The organism is Parafilimonas terrae, assembly GCF_900115755.1.
Taxonomy (GTDB): Bacteria; Bacteroidota; Bacteroidia; order Chitinophagales; family Chitinophagaceae; genus Parafilimonas; species Parafilimonas terrae.
In genome coordinates this window covers 1-15,299 of record NZ_FOXQ01000005.1, presented here as the reverse complement: position 1 = coordinate 15,299, position 15,299 = coordinate 1, and the positions used below count along the sequence as shown (strand labels likewise).

10 protein-coding genes are annotated in these 15,299 nt (G+C 48.3%); 6 read left to right on the top strand and 4 right to left on the bottom strand.

Annotated features, from left to right (window positions below; genetic code table 11):
• Positions 1–440: 440 nt before the first annotated feature.
• The 3 genes from BM015_RS09490 to BM015_RS09480 are packed head-to-tail and all read left to right on the top strand — an operon-like array spanning position 441 to position 6,149.
• Entirely contained in the window at positions 441–1,598 is a 1,158-nt protein-coding gene (locus BM015_RS09490) for a TlpA family protein disulfide reductase (protein ID WP_090657712.1), read from the top strand.
• The gene (locus BM015_RS09485; RefSeq protein ID WP_090657710.1) at positions 1,595–4,795 is read left to right on the top strand and encodes a SusC/RagA family TonB-linked outer membrane protein; all 3,201 of its coding nucleotides are present in this window, start codon (positions 1,595–1,597) and stop codon (positions 4,793–4,795) included. Before BM015_RS09490 ends, BM015_RS09485 begins: the two co-directional genes overlap by 4 nt.
• 10 nt (positions 4,796–4,805) lie before the next feature.
• Positions 4,806–6,149 carry a RagB/SusD family nutrient uptake outer membrane protein gene (locus BM015_RS09480; RefSeq protein WP_090657708.1) on the top strand — a complete coding sequence of 448 codons (1,344 nt, stop codon included), beginning with the start codon at positions 4,806–4,808 and terminating at the stop codon, positions 6,147–6,149.
• Between the two features lie 72 nt (positions 6,150–6,221).
• Here the strand turns inward: BM015_RS09480 and BM015_RS09475 are convergent, their stop codons facing one another.
• Together BM015_RS09475 and BM015_RS09470 are read right to left on the bottom strand one after the other, a co-directional pair.
• Positions 6,222–6,533 (bottom strand): hypothetical protein, encoded by a 312-nt coding sequence (locus BM015_RS09475; protein ID WP_090657706.1) that lies wholly within the window; start codon positions 6,531–6,533, stop codon positions 6,222–6,224.
• A gap of 310 nt (positions 6,534–6,843) precedes the next feature.
• Positions 6,844–7,272, bottom strand: a complete 429-nt coding sequence (locus BM015_RS09470; RefSeq protein WP_177191861.1) for a MauE/DoxX family redox-associated membrane protein — start codon at positions 7,270–7,272, stop codon at positions 6,844–6,846.
• Positions 7,273–8,265: 993 nt separating this feature from the next.
• Between BM015_RS09470 and BM015_RS09465 the strand changes: the two genes are divergently transcribed.
• Genes BM015_RS09465 through BM015_RS09455 form a run of 3 tightly spaced genes read left to right on the top strand, consistent with a single transcriptional unit; the run spans position 8,266 to position 14,147 of the window.
• The gene (locus BM015_RS09465; RefSeq protein ID WP_090657702.1) at positions 8,266–11,511 is read left to right on the top strand and encodes a SusC/RagA family TonB-linked outer membrane protein; all 3,246 of its coding nucleotides are present in this window, start codon (positions 8,266–8,268) and stop codon (positions 11,509–11,511) included.
• 29 nt (positions 11,512–11,540) lie between these two features.
• A complete protein-coding gene (locus BM015_RS09460; RefSeq protein WP_090657700.1) occupies positions 11,541–13,214 on the top strand; it encodes a SusD/RagB family nutrient-binding outer membrane lipoprotein in 1,674 nt (557 codons plus the stop codon).
• A 36-nt stretch (positions 13,215–13,250) separates the two neighbouring features.
• Positions 13,251–14,147: a hypothetical protein gene (locus BM015_RS09455; protein WP_090657699.1), complete on the top strand. Its 897-nt coding sequence runs from the start codon at positions 13,251–13,253 to the stop codon at positions 14,145–14,147.
• A 241-nt stretch (positions 14,148–14,388) separates the two neighbouring features.
• Here BM015_RS09455 and BM015_RS09450 read toward each other — a convergent pair whose 3' ends face one another.
• Positions 14,389–14,634, bottom strand: coding sequence for a hypothetical protein (locus tag BM015_RS09450; RefSeq protein WP_090657697.1), 246 nt, complete (start codon positions 14,632–14,634; stop codon positions 14,389–14,391).
• Between the two features lie 138 nt (positions 14,635–14,772).
• Positions 14,773–15,299: hypothetical protein (locus BM015_RS21715; RefSeq protein ID WP_218148471.1), on the bottom strand; the 527-nt coding region annotated here is incomplete at its 5' end.

The window sequence follows — 15,299 nt, the reverse complement described above, 5'->3', positions numbered from 1 at the left end:
AGGTCCATAGTCGATAGACGATGGGCCATGGCGGGGAACCGTGGACTGTGGACTGTTGACCGTTAACTGTTTACCGTTGACCGTTGACCGTTGACGGATGACAGGGAGGAAGGCTGCAAGCCTCAGGCTACAAGCTGCAAGGAGAAGAAGCTACGAGCTGTGAGCGGCGAGCTTCGGGCGTTGGTTCTATGGACGGTGGACTGTGGACGGTTGACCGTGGACCGAGAGGAAGGTCGATGGTCGACAGACGATAGTCCATAGCGGAGAACGGTGGACTGTGGACGGTTGACTGTGGACCGTTGACCGTCGGCTGCTTCCCCTCCTTATTGAAATAGGCTAACGGAAAGGTTGCAGGCGGTATAGCAAATACCATTCTACCCTGCAATAAGCGATGGCATCGCAACCAAACAAATTACTTCATTTTAAAATTTTTAACTGCAATGAAAACAACAGTTTTTGCGGTGCTGCTGGTGCTATGCCTGTATGGAAGGGCGCAGCGACCGCTTTCGGTAAATGACCGGCTGCCGTTAACGGAGCTTAAGAGCCTGGACGGCACAACCCTGCACCTCAGCGGGCAGCAACACCTGCTGCTTGATTTCTTTTCCATTTATTGCGGGGGCTGCATAGCCGCGCTGCCGCACCTGAACGAACTGCAGCAGCAATACGGGGCTGACCTGCGGGTGATACTGGTGGCGCGGGAAGCGCCTGCCGCCGTAAGCGCTTTTTTCAGGAACAATAAAACGGCAAAAAGCAACAGGCTGCCGGTAACGGCGGCGGACAGGGTACTGGAAAGCCTGTTCCCGCACAGCCTGGTGCCGCATGAGGTGTGGATAGACACCGCCCTGCGGGTGCGGGCCATTACTGCCGGGGAAGCTGTAACGGCGGCCAATGTGGAAGCTTTTATAACAGGCAGGCTGGCCTCCCTGCCGGTGAAGCAGGATATTGAAGGGTTTGACTATGAGGCCCCTTTTGCAGTGCAGCCACAACTGGAGAAAGCCATGCTGTGGGAGAGCCGTTTCGGCGGCGGCGTGAGCGGTATAGGCCACAGTACCGGCATCAATACCGTTGATAACCGGGTAAGGCTGTTTGCCGTGAACCTCTCCGCCGTCACCCTGTATGGGGTGGCCCTGCAGGCCTTTATTGGCAACAGCAGGCTGCCGCAGCCATCCCTGTCTTTTCTTGATGCGCAGTATTGTTATGAACTGACTGCGCCTGCGGGCACACCGCCGGCCATGCTTAAGCAATATATGAAGCAGGACCTGGACCGCGCTTTCAATGGCAGCGGGTGCATCCGCGATACTGTAATGCCCTGTTATGTGCTCCGGCAAACGGCGGGTGGGCATGCCCCTGCGCAGCAGGGGCGGCAGGCAAGGCTGCAGGACTGGACGGCGCACCTGAACAGCCTGCCGGGCATGCCGCTTATTGTGGAAGATTCAGCCCTGGCCGCCACCTCCTTCAACCTGCCGGTAATACAACAGGCGGCAGGTGTGCAGGAGATAAACGAGGCGCTGGCGCCTTTTGGTTTCCGGCTGGAAGCCGCGCTGCGGCCACTGCCGGTTTTTGTATTTATTCCAAACACCAATAAAAAACAGCTATGAGCTATATAAATAAGGCAGCAGGCTTGCTGCTATGCCTGCTGCTGTGTGTATGCAGCCATGCCGGGCAGCTAACGGTAAAAGTAACCGATGCCTCCAATAACCAGCCGGTAGCGGGCGCAGAAGTGCATGTGGCCGGCAGCAGTTATTACAGCCTTACCGATACTTCGGGTTTTGCCAGCATCCCTGCCGGTGATAAGGGGGGCAGGATAACGGTGAAAGCGCTGGGGTATGCCACCGCAACGGCAGCTTTTTCGCAGGCGGATACCGATATACAGGTACGGCTTGTTCCTGCCGGGGCCAGCCTGGAGACGGTAACTGTTTCCACCGGCTACCAGCTTTTACCAAAAGAGCGGGCAACGGGTTCGTTTGCAACCATTGACAGCGCCGCCCTGGGCAGGCAGGTAACCACCGGCATCACCGACCGCCTGAAAGGGGCGGCTTCCGGCCTGCTGTTTGACGGCCGCCTGAAGAGCAGCAGCGGGCTGAATGTGCGTGGCATCAGCAGTATCAACGGCCCTTCCGCCCCGCTTATCATACTCGACAATTTTCCATACGAGGGCGATATCAATAACATCAATCCCAACAATATAGAAAGCATCACCCTGCTGAAAGATGCGGCGGCAGCCTCCATCTGGGGCGCCAAAGCCGGTAACGGTGTAATTGTGATGACCACCAAAAAAGGCGCTTACAACCAGCCTTTGCGGCTTGAGCTGAATGCATCGCTTACCTATACGGCAAAGCCGGATGTGTATAAGGCGCAGGATTTCATGAACAGTGCGGGATATATTGAGGTGGAGCAAATGCTTTTTGACAATGATTTTTACAGTTACTATGAAAGTTCGCCTTTCAGGCCGGCGCTGTCGCCGGTGGTGGAAACGCTTATACAACAACGTGACGGGCTTATTACACCTGCACAGGCGGCAGCGCGCCTGGATACGCTCGGGCATAATGATGTGCGGCGGGATTTTGACCGTTATATCTATAAAAGCTCGCTGCAGCAGCAGTATGCCCTCTCGCTTTCGGGAGGCGGCGACAAGGCAAGGTACCTGCTTTCCGCCGGTTATAATGCCAATGCGGATGCGCTTTCCGCGGGCTATAACCGTTACAGCTTCAGCGGGCAGAATGACCTGCAGCCCTTTAAGGCGCTGACGCTGCATATAGGGTTTATGTACACCCGGTCCAAAGCCACCAGTGGCAAACCGGGATGGGATAATATTATACCTACCGCCGGGCGGCTGCTTTATCCTTATACGAGGCTGGCCGATGATGAAGGCCGGCCACTGGCCATCACCAAAGATTACCCGCTGCCGTATGTGGATACGGCGGGTGGCGGGCTGCTGAAAGACTGGCATTATTACCCGCTTGACGATTACCGGCATAATACCACCACCAGCGGGGTGGAAGACCTGCTGCTGGATGTAAATACCCAACTGAGGCTGCTGCCATGGCTTAAGGCCGGCATAAGTTATCGGTATGAAAAGCAGCATACAACCGGCCTGGCCCTGCAGGATGCGGAGAGTTATTATGCCCGCAATATGGTAAACAGCTATACGCAGGCAGGCAGTGACGGCTCTTTGTTTTATGCCGTGCCGCCGGGCGGTATTGCCGTAAACAGCTATGCTGCCGTGGAGGGCCATGCCCTGCGGGCGCAGGCGGATATAGATAAACGCTGGAACAATATGGAGCTTACGGCGCTTGCCGGGGCGGAGGTGCGCCAGACGGCATCAGGCGCCGGCAGCTATACGCTGTATGGCTATGATGACGCCACCCTGAGCTATACGCCGGCCGATGTGGTAAACAGCTACCCGCTGTATGTGAGCGGTTATTCAGATTATATTAATCCCGGTACGGGTTTAAGCAGCCATACAGACCGGTTCCTGTCGGGCTATATCAATGCGGCGCTCAGCTACCGCAGCCGTTATACCATTTCTGCCAGCGCCCGCAAGGATGCGTCCAACCTGTTTGGTGCGGCTACCAATAACAGGGGAACACCTTTATGGAGCGCCGGCGGCGCCTGGCAGCTTAACCGGGAGCCGTGGTGGCAGGCGGGCTGGCTGCCCCTGCTGCGGCTGCGGGCGAGCTATGGTTTTACGGGTGACGTGGACCAGCAGCGCAGCGCCGTGACCACCCTGAGCATTGTGCCGGGAGCTTCCTATACCAACTACAGCTTTGCCAATATTTCGCAGTTTGCCAACCCGGGCCTCCGGTGGGAAAAAACCGGTATGCTGAATGCGGGCGTTGATTTTGCCATGAAGGATAACCTGCTTGCAGGCAGCATTGAATATTATCATAAACACGGCACCGACCTGCTGGGTTATGCGCCGCTGGATTATACCAGCGGGCTGCGCCAGCAAGCCATTATAAAAAATACAGCCGCCATGAAAGGAGACGGGGTGGACGCCACGCTGAACAGCACGCTATTGAAGGCGCCCCTTTCATGGCAGGTGACGCTGTATTACGGTTATAACCTCTCCAAAACCACCCGTTATTACAGGGGAGAAAGCGCTTTAGGCTCCGACTATGTGAGTGACGGCAATATTATATCGGCTGCGCCGGGCAAGCCATTATATGCTGTGGCCAGTTATAAATGGGCAGGGCTTGACCCGCAAACCGGCGACCCGAGGGGATGGCTGGACGGCAAGCCTTCAACCGATTATGCCGCCCTGCTTCAGCAGACCATGGCGGATGACCTTGTTTATACAGGCTCCGGGCTGCCGGTGCATTTTGGTTATTTCAACAATAGTTTCAGTTACCGCCAGTGGTCGCTTACCATCAGCATCAGCTATAAGCTGGGATATTGGTTCCGGAAGGCTTCTGTTGACTATGGCCAACTGTACAATTACGGCTATATGAACAGGGATTTTGAAAAGCGCTGGCAGCAGCCGGGGGATGAAAAGCATACAAGCGTGCCCTCGCTGGTGTATCCCTACAGCAGCTTCAGGGACCAGTTTTACAATAATTCAGAAGCGCTGGTGGTGCGGGGCGACCATATAAGGCTGCAATACATATACCTTGTTTATAACATGGCACCGGGGCAAAAACACCGGATGTTCAGCAATGCACAACTGTACCTGAACGTGCTGAATGCCGGTATTTTATGGCGGGCCAACAAGGAGGGGCTTGATCCCGACCGCTATTATCCCAACCAGCTACCTGTTCCATTCTCCCTGGCGGGAGGTATAAAAATCACTTTTTAAACAAACCGCTATGAAAAATTTATATATAGCAATAACCTGCCTGGGCATCATCCTGGCAGGGTGTAACAAATACCTTGATAAGAAGCCCGATAAGTCACTCGTTATCCCTTCCTCCCCGGCTGACCTGCAGGCGTTGATGGATAACAATGATGTGATGAACAATAACAGGGCGGCTGTGGGCGAAGGCAGCGCTGATAACTATTATCTCACCGATGAAGACTATAACAGTTTTTACCGGGAGAGCAGCAAAAGCCTTTATATATGGGATGATGATATTACCTATAATGATTTTCCCAACGACTGGTCGAGGTCGTACGATGCTGTTTATTATGCCAATACGGTGCTGGAAAACATTGATAAGGTAACAGGCGGCAATACCGGCGATTACGATAATGTGAAGGGCAGCGCTTTGTTTTTCAGGGGGTGTTCCTTTTTAACCGTGCTGTGGGGGTGGGCGGTTGTTTATAATCCCGGAACGGCGGATAAGGATTTGGGCATCCCGCTAAGGCTGAGCAGTGATTTTAATGAAACTTCCGTGCGGGCAAGTGTGCAGCAGGGCTATGAGCAGGTGCTGGAAGACCTGCGGCAGGCATATATGCTATTGCCGGAGCATGCGCTGCATGCCATGCGGCCCTGCAGGGCGGCGGCCTTTGGTATGCTGGCCAGGTGTTTTCTCAGCATGCAGGCATACGATTCGGCTTTGGTATATGCTTCGAGGGCGCTGGCATTGCAGGCCGGCCTGATGGATTATAACGGGCTCGACAGCCTGTCTAATGCGCCGGTGCCCCTGTTTAATGAAGAGGTAATGACAGCGCTGGGCATGATACAGTCATCCAATCTTTACTATGGAAAGATTGATACTGTTTTATACAACAGCTATGACAAGGATGACCTGCGCAGGTATATTTACTTCACCAGCAATGCGGATGGCAGCCATTCCTTTAAAGGTAATTATAATAACAGCGGTTATTATTTCTGCGGCCCTGCGGTGGACGAGATGTACCTTATACGGGCGGAATGCGAAGCAAGGGCCGGTAAAACCGGCGATGCGATGGATGACCTGAATACATTAATGGTGAAGCGCTGGAGGAAGGGCAGCTTTATACCTTTTGCAGCAGGCAATGCGGATGAGGCACTGAAGATCATTCTTTCCGAGAGAAGGAAAGAGCTGCTGTTCCGTGACCTGCGGTGGGCTGACCTGAAAAGATTAAACCTTTCGCCGCAAACGGCGGTAACCATTTACCGCAGGCTTAACGGTACTGTGGTAAGCCTCCCTCCCGGCGATCTGCATTATGCGCTGCCGATACCGCAGCAGGTGATTGCATTATCGGGTATGCCGCAAAACCCGCGTTAGCAAAGAGAGCGGTTAAGCAGTAACAAAAAGGGCAGTTATAAGCTGCCCTTTTGTGATTGTATTGCCTGTGTTTTACGGCTTAAATTCAACCTGCTGAATATGGGCGCCGGTGGTTACATGGCCACTGGCATCAAGGTCGAGCACCGGGTTGCCGGAACCGTCTTTTGTGGTGCGGATGGCACAAAGGATGTTGGCACTGTTGCAGTTCGGGTTCATTGGTACCTGTGTATAACGGCTTAACTGCTGCTCCTGTGCGGAACTGTTGTCGCCGCTATAGGAGAACCAGTAATAGTCCGCAGCATTCCCAGCCGGGCGGGGGGTTGTAAAGGCAAAGCAGATCACGGCAATTACCATTGCAGTGATGCCTGTTAAATACTTTTTCATAATTGAGCATTTTTGTGAAATATTAATTGCCTACTCTGTTCACAGGTTTTCGGCGGCTCCTGTTTATTGCAATAAAGATTTTATAGTTAACGTGAGCCCGGGATAAGCGATATGTTTAAAGCTTGCGATAAACCTCACCTAAATCCTCCCGGATGACCGGGACAGGTTCTCCAAAGGAGAGGACTTCCGACTCCCTAAAACTCATAAAACATGCAAAACATCATGTTTTACATTTTAAAGCGATGATTTCCTTTGGATAATGTTTTTTTAAACCCGGGCCTGAAAGCCCCGGTATCCGGGCCATGTCATTTCATTTAAAATCCCGCTTCCTGTGCAGCCTTATCCCTGCTATAACCAGTGCCATAAAAAATACATTAAAGGCTATATGCTGCTGCCAGGAAAGCCTGGCGATAACGCCGCCGCAACTGCAGGGCAGGCTGGTTTTTAATATTACCATCGCCAGCAGGTAGAGTGTAAACACAGTGAGCAATGTGCCTGATGCATACAAGCCATACGGGGCCGTGGCAGGAAAGAATAACAGCAGTGCAACTGCAACTTCGGTCAGTGGTACTGCCCATGACAGGAATGCCGCTGCGGGCGCCAGCCAGGGAAACTGCTGCAACTGTGCATGAAAAACGGTATGCCCTGCCAGTTTGTTTATAGCTGCGTAAGCCCATAACAATATGAGCAACCCGCGGATAACCTGTAAAAAAATACCGGTATAATTTTTTGTTTGCATGCCCTCGCCTGAATGTTTAAAACTTAAGTGTAAGGTAGTAAGGCTCAGTTTGACGATGACAGGCACCGATAGCATTTTTGAGCGGTATTAATGCCATTTCCGGGAGGCTGACGGCTGTTTTCGTTCCGGCAAAAAGCCCGGCGCTTCCGGCCAGCCGGTAAATGAAATATAACTGCCTGAACAAGCTATTGTTATTGGCAGATACTGGTAACAGGGTTAATTGAACCAGCCACCAATATTACCCCGGCTGTGATTTTATCCAAAAAAAGTAAGGCAGTGGTTAATGGCCCGGCCATGAAGGAGGGTACAAGGAAGTACGGAGGAAGTATGGAGGAGACATGAAGGAAGCCACACCGGCAGCAAGGGCTCCGGTCATAGTAACGTTGGAGAGCTGAAGGGAGCAGCTTGCTATATCCGGATCCCCCCATCCCTACCTGCTTGCCAAAGCAGCCTTACAGCATTGTTGAAACGGCCCTTATTTATTGCTGTTGGCGTGTACAAAGTTGTTGGAATACCGGTGATATTTAATGCCATCCCTGCAAATGAGTGGCGCAGATACGGGGAGCGTTTTAGGCTGCCGGCCTGCGCTTAAACAGGTTGTTTTGCCTGGTGTGAAGCAAATGAAGACCATTTATACTTATTATAAAATCTTTAACATTTTACTAACAAGTGATAGTTATCTTAATGCAGGCTTGTAAATTATCTATTTATTACATTTAAAATGAATTATAAATCAATTGGTTAACGATTTAAAATTTATTTATTGTTTATATGCAGCTTTTAAAAACCCTGTACAGTCTATTTAAATTTAACCAAACTTTTTATTTTTTTTAACCGTTTGTTTATTTTCTGATATTTTTACAATAGCACGGAGAAAACTAAATCAAGGCGATAACTAATAATTAACCAGGCCGGAAGCTGACCAATATTTCAGAATAAAACTGCTTTTTTTAATTCTTATATAAATCACAGCACATTTTAAAATTGTCTAAAATGAGAAAAATTCTATTCACGCTTTTTGTGATGATAGCATGCTCATTAGCGGCCTTTTCACAATCCCGTACCGTAAGGGGAAAGGTTGTTGATCAGAATGGGGAGGCGGTGCCATTTGCGACCATTAACATAAAAGGTTCGAAGATGGCTGTATCTGCTGACGCAAATGCTGATTTTACCATTACGGCCAATACCGGCGACGTTTTGGTTATTACTGCGGTGGGCATAGATAAAACCGAAATTACGGTGGGCGATGCCGATTTATCGTCAATTGTTGTAAACAGGAACAGCCAGAACCTTAATGAAGTTGTAGTAACGGCTTTAGGTATTAAAAGGTCTGAAAAGGCGGTAGGGTATGCCATTTCAAAAGTTGACCCGGATGCCATTGTACAAAAATCAGAACCGGATGTACTGAAGAGCCTGCAGGGCAAGGTGCCGGGTGTTGATATACGGGTAGGCCAGGGCGCCCCGGGTGCGGCCACACGTATCCAGATAAGGGGTATTTCCTCCATTGGGCTCAATACACAGCCTTTAATTGTAGTGGACGGGGTGCCCTACAGTAACGATGAAATTGGTTCGGGCAGTGTATTTTCCGGGGGAGGCGCTTCCGGTACCGGCTTTGCCAACCTCGATGCCAATGATATTGCCTCTATTAATGTTTTAAAGGGCGCTGCTGCGGCTGCACTTTACGGTTCAAGGGCTTCGAACGGCGTAGTGCTGATCACTACTAAATCCGGTTCAGCCGGAAAAGGCCCAAAACCATTGAACGTTAGTTACAGGGGGAGTTACAGTATTGAGAAAATAGGAAGGCTGCCAGAATTTCAAAACATTTACGGGGCGGGCGCCAATTTTAAAGAGCAGGGTTCAAACGGCTCCTGGGGCGCCAGGTTCGGACAGGGTGTTATTTATGATGGAAACGGAAATGTAATTGGCACATCATCTTCCGGCATAGATTCCATACCTGCAGCCACCTGGGGCGCCATGTATGCCGCTTATCCTGAATTATTTCCCAATGGCCGCGCTGCCTATAAAGCCTATCCCGATAATGTAAAAGACCTTTTTGAAACCGGCCACATGGTAGAAAATTCCGTGAACTTTAACGGTGGAACGGAGAATACCAGTTTTAATGCCACCTTATCGAATATAACCCAGAACGGGTATATTATGAATTCCAGCTATACAAAAAACAATGTAGCGGTAGGGGGCCAAACCAAATTGGGCAACTTAACGCTGGGGGGCAATGTATCCTATGCCCATTCAAAACAGTTAGGCGGTTATTTCGGGCAGGTTCAATCTTTTTTAACCCAGTGGGGCCGCACCTTTACCATGGCCAGGAACTGGGATATTGCGGGTTTTCCCAGTACGGATAAAAGCGGAAACCAGATCGGTTTCAACTCGGGTCAATATACCAACCCTGTATGGGCAGCCTATCACAATACCATTACCACTACCGATGACCGCACTGTTGGAACTTTCCGCGCTTCTTACAGGGTAAATAATTTCCTTACAGTTAACTATACATTCGGCATAAATAATTATACACTTTACCGCGATGCAATCGTGGATGAAAGCTCTTACGGTTCCACAGACAATGCTGTTGGTAATATTACAGAAACCGTTTACAGGAACCAGGAACTTCAGTCAACCATAGTGGCGGTGATTACACCTAAAATCAGCAATGATTTTACACTCGATATTAAGCTGGGGAATGATTTCAACCAGCGGACTTCAAGGTACCAGCAGGTATATGGTTCCGATTTCATTGTTTCGGGATTATACAATTTAACCAACACCAATACCAAAACATTTAATTCTGATTCGAGGAATAAAAGAAGGCTGGTTGGTTTTTTTGGAGATGCCACTATCGGGTATAAGAATTTTGCTTACCTGAATATTTCAGGAAGGGCTGACCTTACATCCACACTGCCTTATAAAAACGCACAGTATATTTACCCGGGCATTTCCGGGTCATTTATATGGACCGATGCCTTCAACCTGCAATCCAACTGGTTAGATTACGGTAAATTAAGAATAGGTTATGCCAAGGTGGGCAATGATGCCAATCCTCAAAACGGGCAGGATGTTTTTGGCCTGTACAGTACTTCCTTTCTCGGCCAGCCCAGGGCGGCCAGGTCAGGCACCACGTATGATCCCGATCTCACCCCTGAGTTTACGCATGAACTGGAAGCGGGCATGGATTTCCAGCTATTTAAAAACCGCATAGGGGCAGAGATAACCTGGTACGATAAAAAAACCACTGATTTGATCTACAGCGTGGATGTGCCTTCCACCACCGGCTATACCAGTTTCTATACCAATATAGGTGAAATAGAAAATACCGGGTGGGAAATAGGGCTTAATGTGAAACCTGTGGTAACCAAGAATTTTTCGTGGGAAATACGCGGTGCTTATACGCACAATAAAAATACCATTAATGAGCTGGTTGAAGGCCTCGAAAGAATCCCTATCGGCGGTTATACTGATTTTGCAGGCGAGTATCTTGAAGCAGGTTTTCCTTACGGCTACTTCAGGGGCACCGCAGCCGCCCGTTACGAGGGCAAACTGCTTGTTGACCCAAATACAGGATGGGCGGTTGAAGACCCCAACAATGTTTATTTAGGCAATCCTAACCCAAAATACAAGCTTGGCATTACGAATAACTTCTCTTTTAAAGGCATTACATTAGGTGTTTTGTTTGATATGACGGTGGGTGGCTCTTTTTACTCGGAAGCCATCAACAGTATGCTTGGCCGCGGTGTAACGCTTGATACAAAAGACAGGGAAACCAACCGCGTTATTGATGGTTATTATGCAAATATGACGCAGCAGCTTGGGGATGACGGGAAGAACCACTTTGTTCCATTACTGATTGACGGGAAGCCTGTGCAGAATCAAACAAAAATCACCACCAACGACCTGTATTTCCAGGCGGGGGTTGCGAATGTTACTTCGTTTGCCACCAATTCTGCCGGTGAGTTTAATATATATGGCGCTACCGTGTACCACCTGAGGGAAATTACACTGGGCTACGATCTTCCTTCCAAACTGATAAGCAGGCTTAAGCTTTCCAACGTTAATATTTCAGTAAGTGGCCGCAACCTGTGGTTTGTGGCGCCCAATGTGCCGAAGTACACGCATTATGATCCTGAAGTAAGTTCATTTGGTACAGGTACCACGCAGGGGTTTGATATTTCAGGCGCTCCTTCCCCCAAGCGGTATGGCATTAATCTTAGTGTTGCATTCTAAAAAATCTAATCATTATAATTATGACAAGGATGAAAAAATATTTAAACATTTTTATAGCCATATTCATGGTCTCAGCAGTAATGCCGTGGCTGGGTTGTAAGAAATACTTAGATGTTAACCAGAACCTGAATGACCCCACGGTAGTTCCGGAAGCTACGCTGCTTACAACCGCAGAGGTGAATATTGCAAGCCAGTTTGCCATTGGCAGCACCCTTGGCGACGGCCTTGGCGTTTATACCCATCAGCTTATGCAATATGGCGGCTATAACCGCTATGGTATGGATGGCGGCTCTTCAGACGGCCCCTGGGGCGGTTTATACGGTTCTATTGCTAACCTTGATGTAATCATTTCGCAGGCCACAGAAGCAGGCCGCACCACCTATGCCGGTGTTGCCAAAATATTAAAGGCATATACATTCAGCATGATGGTGGATGTGTGGGGAGATATTCCCTTCAGCGAGTTTGATAATTTTAAAACGGGAATAACGCAGCCGGCATTTGATAAAAGTGCTGATATTTACCCGCAGTTATTTACGTTGCTTGATGAAGGAATTTCAGACATCAATGCGCCGGATGATAATGTGAAGCCGTCTTCTGATGATATTGTTTATGGCGGTAATGTTACCAAATGGAAAAAAGCTGCCAATACCATCAAGCTTAAGCTTTATACGCAAATGCGGCTTGTTGCCAATGTAAAATCAGAAGTCACCGCATTGCTGGCAGACCCGTCTTCCCTTATTAATTCCCAGGATGAAAGTTTTTTATTTGCGTTTGGCCCCTACAGCTCTACTGATGACAGGTACCCCGGTTATGGCGAATATGCCGCTGCCCAGCGTGGCGGTGAACTTCCGAGCCCCTGGATGTATGAAATAATGAAGGGGCTTAACCCAAAGCTTTATTATGGCGTTGAAGACCCGCGCATGCCATATTACATCTATAACCAAAAAGGGCCGGGTGATGGTACAGAAAACTGTACTGATTACCGGGACGGAGGTTTTGTTTCACTCATCTTCGGCTCAAACGGGCCCTGTGTGGGCGGCGCTAACAGCAATAGTTATTCACTGCTCGGTATTTACCCGGTAGGAGGCCGGTATGATGACGGGGCTGCTGAATCTATCAATGCAACTGCCACGACCGGAGAATATGCTTCCATTAATGCGGGCACCGGCGCAGCCCCGCAAAGGGCGCTCACTTATGCCGACAGGCTTTACCTTGAAGCTGAATTAATTCATGAGGGACTGGCGCCGGGCAATGAGCGTGATGCTTTCAGCAAAGCTTTGGATGCATCTTTTGCACAGGTGGATTATGTAATAACCAATTATGTAAAGCCTTCCCAGCCTGTGCCCACACTGGTATCCCAACAGGCCACCAGTGTTTATAAAACCAGTGTGCTCAATGCTTTTGATAATGGCACCCCGGCAAGGAAGTTAGAATATATTATGACCCAGAAATGGCTGTCGAGAATAGGGAATTCCGTTGATAATTACACTGATTACCGCAGAACAGGTTACCCGCTGCTCTTTGCCCCTGCACCGCAGGGTACGGTTACAAGCGTTAATGTTCCTGACGGAAGCGTGGTTAATGTTTCCAACGGAACGCCTTACCCGCTTTCCCTGCCATGGAGCACACAGGAAATTGAACTGAACAGCAATGCTCCTGCGCAAAAAGTGCCTTCCACTTTTAAAGTATTCTGGTTACCATAATAATTAACAAAGGCAGTTAATTTATAAAACATAAATATGAAAATAAATAATATATATAAATCCATTTTGCCCGCATTACTTCTTGTTGCCGGAGCCTTTGCAGGATGTTCCAAGGATGATGGCCCCATAAAGGAAGATGTTTTAAATGATATAGATGCGGTGCCTGCTATAACCACAACAATTGACCCTGCGGGCAGCCAGTCAATTGATCTTACCAACTTATCCTCCTTCCAGGGGAAATTTGCAGTAGCGCTTTATTTTGAAGGGGCTAAGCCACCAGAAAAAATAGATGTGGTGGTGAAGAAAACGAATGCCGGCGGAACAAACATAAAAGTATATAAAGCCGACGTTACCACCCTGCCGGCAACCTATACCGTAACCGCAGAAGAAATACAAAATCTCTTTGGTGAAATACAGGTAGGCGATAACTATGATTTCAGTGCTGATATTTATGCCAATGGCAAAAAATACGAAGCTTTTCCTGCCGGTGGCATAGGCACGGGCTCCGGCCCTAACGGCATGCCCGGTTATTCTGCATTTGCAAGGTTTGGCGCTATCTGTGCTTATGACCCGGATATTTATGAAGGCCAGTTTGTGGTGGAAACAGACGAATGGGCCGACTACGCCCCCGGCGATGTGATTACGGTTGAAAAGGTTAGCGAAAACCAGTTTTCCTTTAAACTCGGCGCCCCGGATGCGTTACCAATAATTGTTACAGTTAATACCGGCAACAATGTTACCTCCGTGGCCAAGCAGGTATATTCCCCTGATGGTTATGGTATAGGCTATGGCGCCATTTCCTGCCAGACAGTTGATGGCTCAACGGATAATTATGTAGCGCCCTGCGACCAGGAATTCAGTGTACGGCTTGTGCATACAGTGTCTGCAGGTTCCTTTGGCGATTTTGTGTTTAAGGCGAAAAAGAAAGGATAGGAACCTGATCAGACGAGGTGAAAATAAAATACCCATGTTTTTATGGGTAACCGGTAAAAATTAAAGAGACTGCCAAACCAGGCAGTCTCTTTTTATTGCTGTATGTTTATGCAAAATATTTATTATAGCATACCTTAACAAATAGCTAACAAGCGTTTGTTCCTGCGCTTGAAATACATTTTTCTCTTTGCCGCAATGTCTCTTCGCCTTGCTTGTGTGCGGAGGGAAGGACATTGCGGTTTCATGTATGTAATGCTGTTAAATCAATATCCCTTAACTCCATAAAGCTTGTAACAGGATAGGTTCCTTGATTGCCTGTATAGTAATATTTGGCTGAGCTATGTTCATATTGTTCCGGAAGTTCAACCAACCAATTGTACACGGCATCGTAAGCATTGCAGATTTTAAATAGAGGCAGCCAATTACTGCAAGTGAAGGTTATAAAATAAGTTCCGCCTTTTTCTGCTATGGCTTTACGTACAGGCATGGTTGAAGTTACCGGAAAAGATGGGCTTTTGTACTCCGTAGGCCGCAATTTCCTTTCCTGTGCTCATGGCTTTGCTAAAGAGACATTGCGGAGAAGGAAAAGCTTCGTTTAAGCCTTATATGTTATGTGCAGTGCTTGTCACTTATTTTCAAGAGATTTAAACATTCTGACAATGTTATTGAAATATAATCCCGAAATGCAAGAGCTGTCATAGAACTCCGGATTAACATAAGTATAATGTCTTTGTCCAGAATAATTTATTACTTGAATTGAATAAATTGTCCCATCCTTTGCTTCATTAAAACAGTCGGAGTTATTAGTATTGTCGGGTAAAGTCAATAAATGATTATTTATGAGGGTATCGTAAAATGATTTCCAGTCATAGCGTAATTGCAGTGCTTGCTCTCGTGCCTTTAGTCTAACATAATTTTTGCCGTCAAAAGTTTCTTTGAAAAGAATTTGTTTAGCCGAACAGTCGTTCTTGTCGCAACTTATTTGAATAATTTCCTTGTCATTGTTTCTGTATTCGTCAGTAAAAAGTCTAACAATGAAAGAGTCTTTGGAGTCAATTGTAAGCTTCCCCAAAAACAGTACGTTTTGAAAGTAGACAGTAAAGTTTAATTTTAAAACGTAAGAAATGAAAAAAAGCACATTCAGTCCTGCGC

What these genes read in the sequence shown, in the direction of transcription:
- BM015_RS09490 (WP_090657712.1), top strand. Translation starts at nt 441, where the DNA reads ATGAAAACAACAGTTTTTGCGGTGCTGCTGGTGCTATGCCTGTATGGA.
- BM015_RS09485 (WP_090657710.1), top strand. Translation starts at nt 1,595, where the DNA reads ATGAGCTATATAAATAAGGCAGCAGGCTTGCTGCTATGCCTGCTGCTG.
- BM015_RS09480 (WP_090657708.1), top strand. Translation starts at nt 4,806, where the DNA reads ATGAAAAATTTATATATAGCAATAACCTGCCTGGGCATCATCCTGGCA.
- BM015_RS09475 (WP_090657706.1), bottom strand. Translation starts at nt 6,533, where the DNA reads ATGAAAAAGTATTTAACAGGCATCACTGCAATGGTAATTGCCGTGATC.
- BM015_RS09470 (WP_177191861.1), bottom strand. Translation starts at nt 7,272, where the DNA reads ATGCAAACAAAAAATTATACCGGTATTTTTTTACAGGTTATCCGCGGG.
- BM015_RS09465 (WP_090657702.1), top strand. Translation starts at nt 8,266, where the DNA reads ATGAGAAAAATTCTATTCACGCTTTTTGTGATGATAGCATGCTCATTA.
- BM015_RS09460 (WP_090657700.1), top strand. Translation starts at nt 11,541, where the DNA reads ATGAAAAAATATTTAAACATTTTTATAGCCATATTCATGGTCTCAGCA.
- BM015_RS09455 (WP_090657699.1), top strand. Translation starts at nt 13,251, where the DNA reads ATGAAAATAAATAATATATATAAATCCATTTTGCCCGCATTACTTCTT.
- BM015_RS09450 (WP_090657697.1), bottom strand. Translation starts at nt 14,634, where the DNA reads ATGCCTGTACGTAAAGCCATAGCAGAAAAAGGCGGAACTTATTTTATA.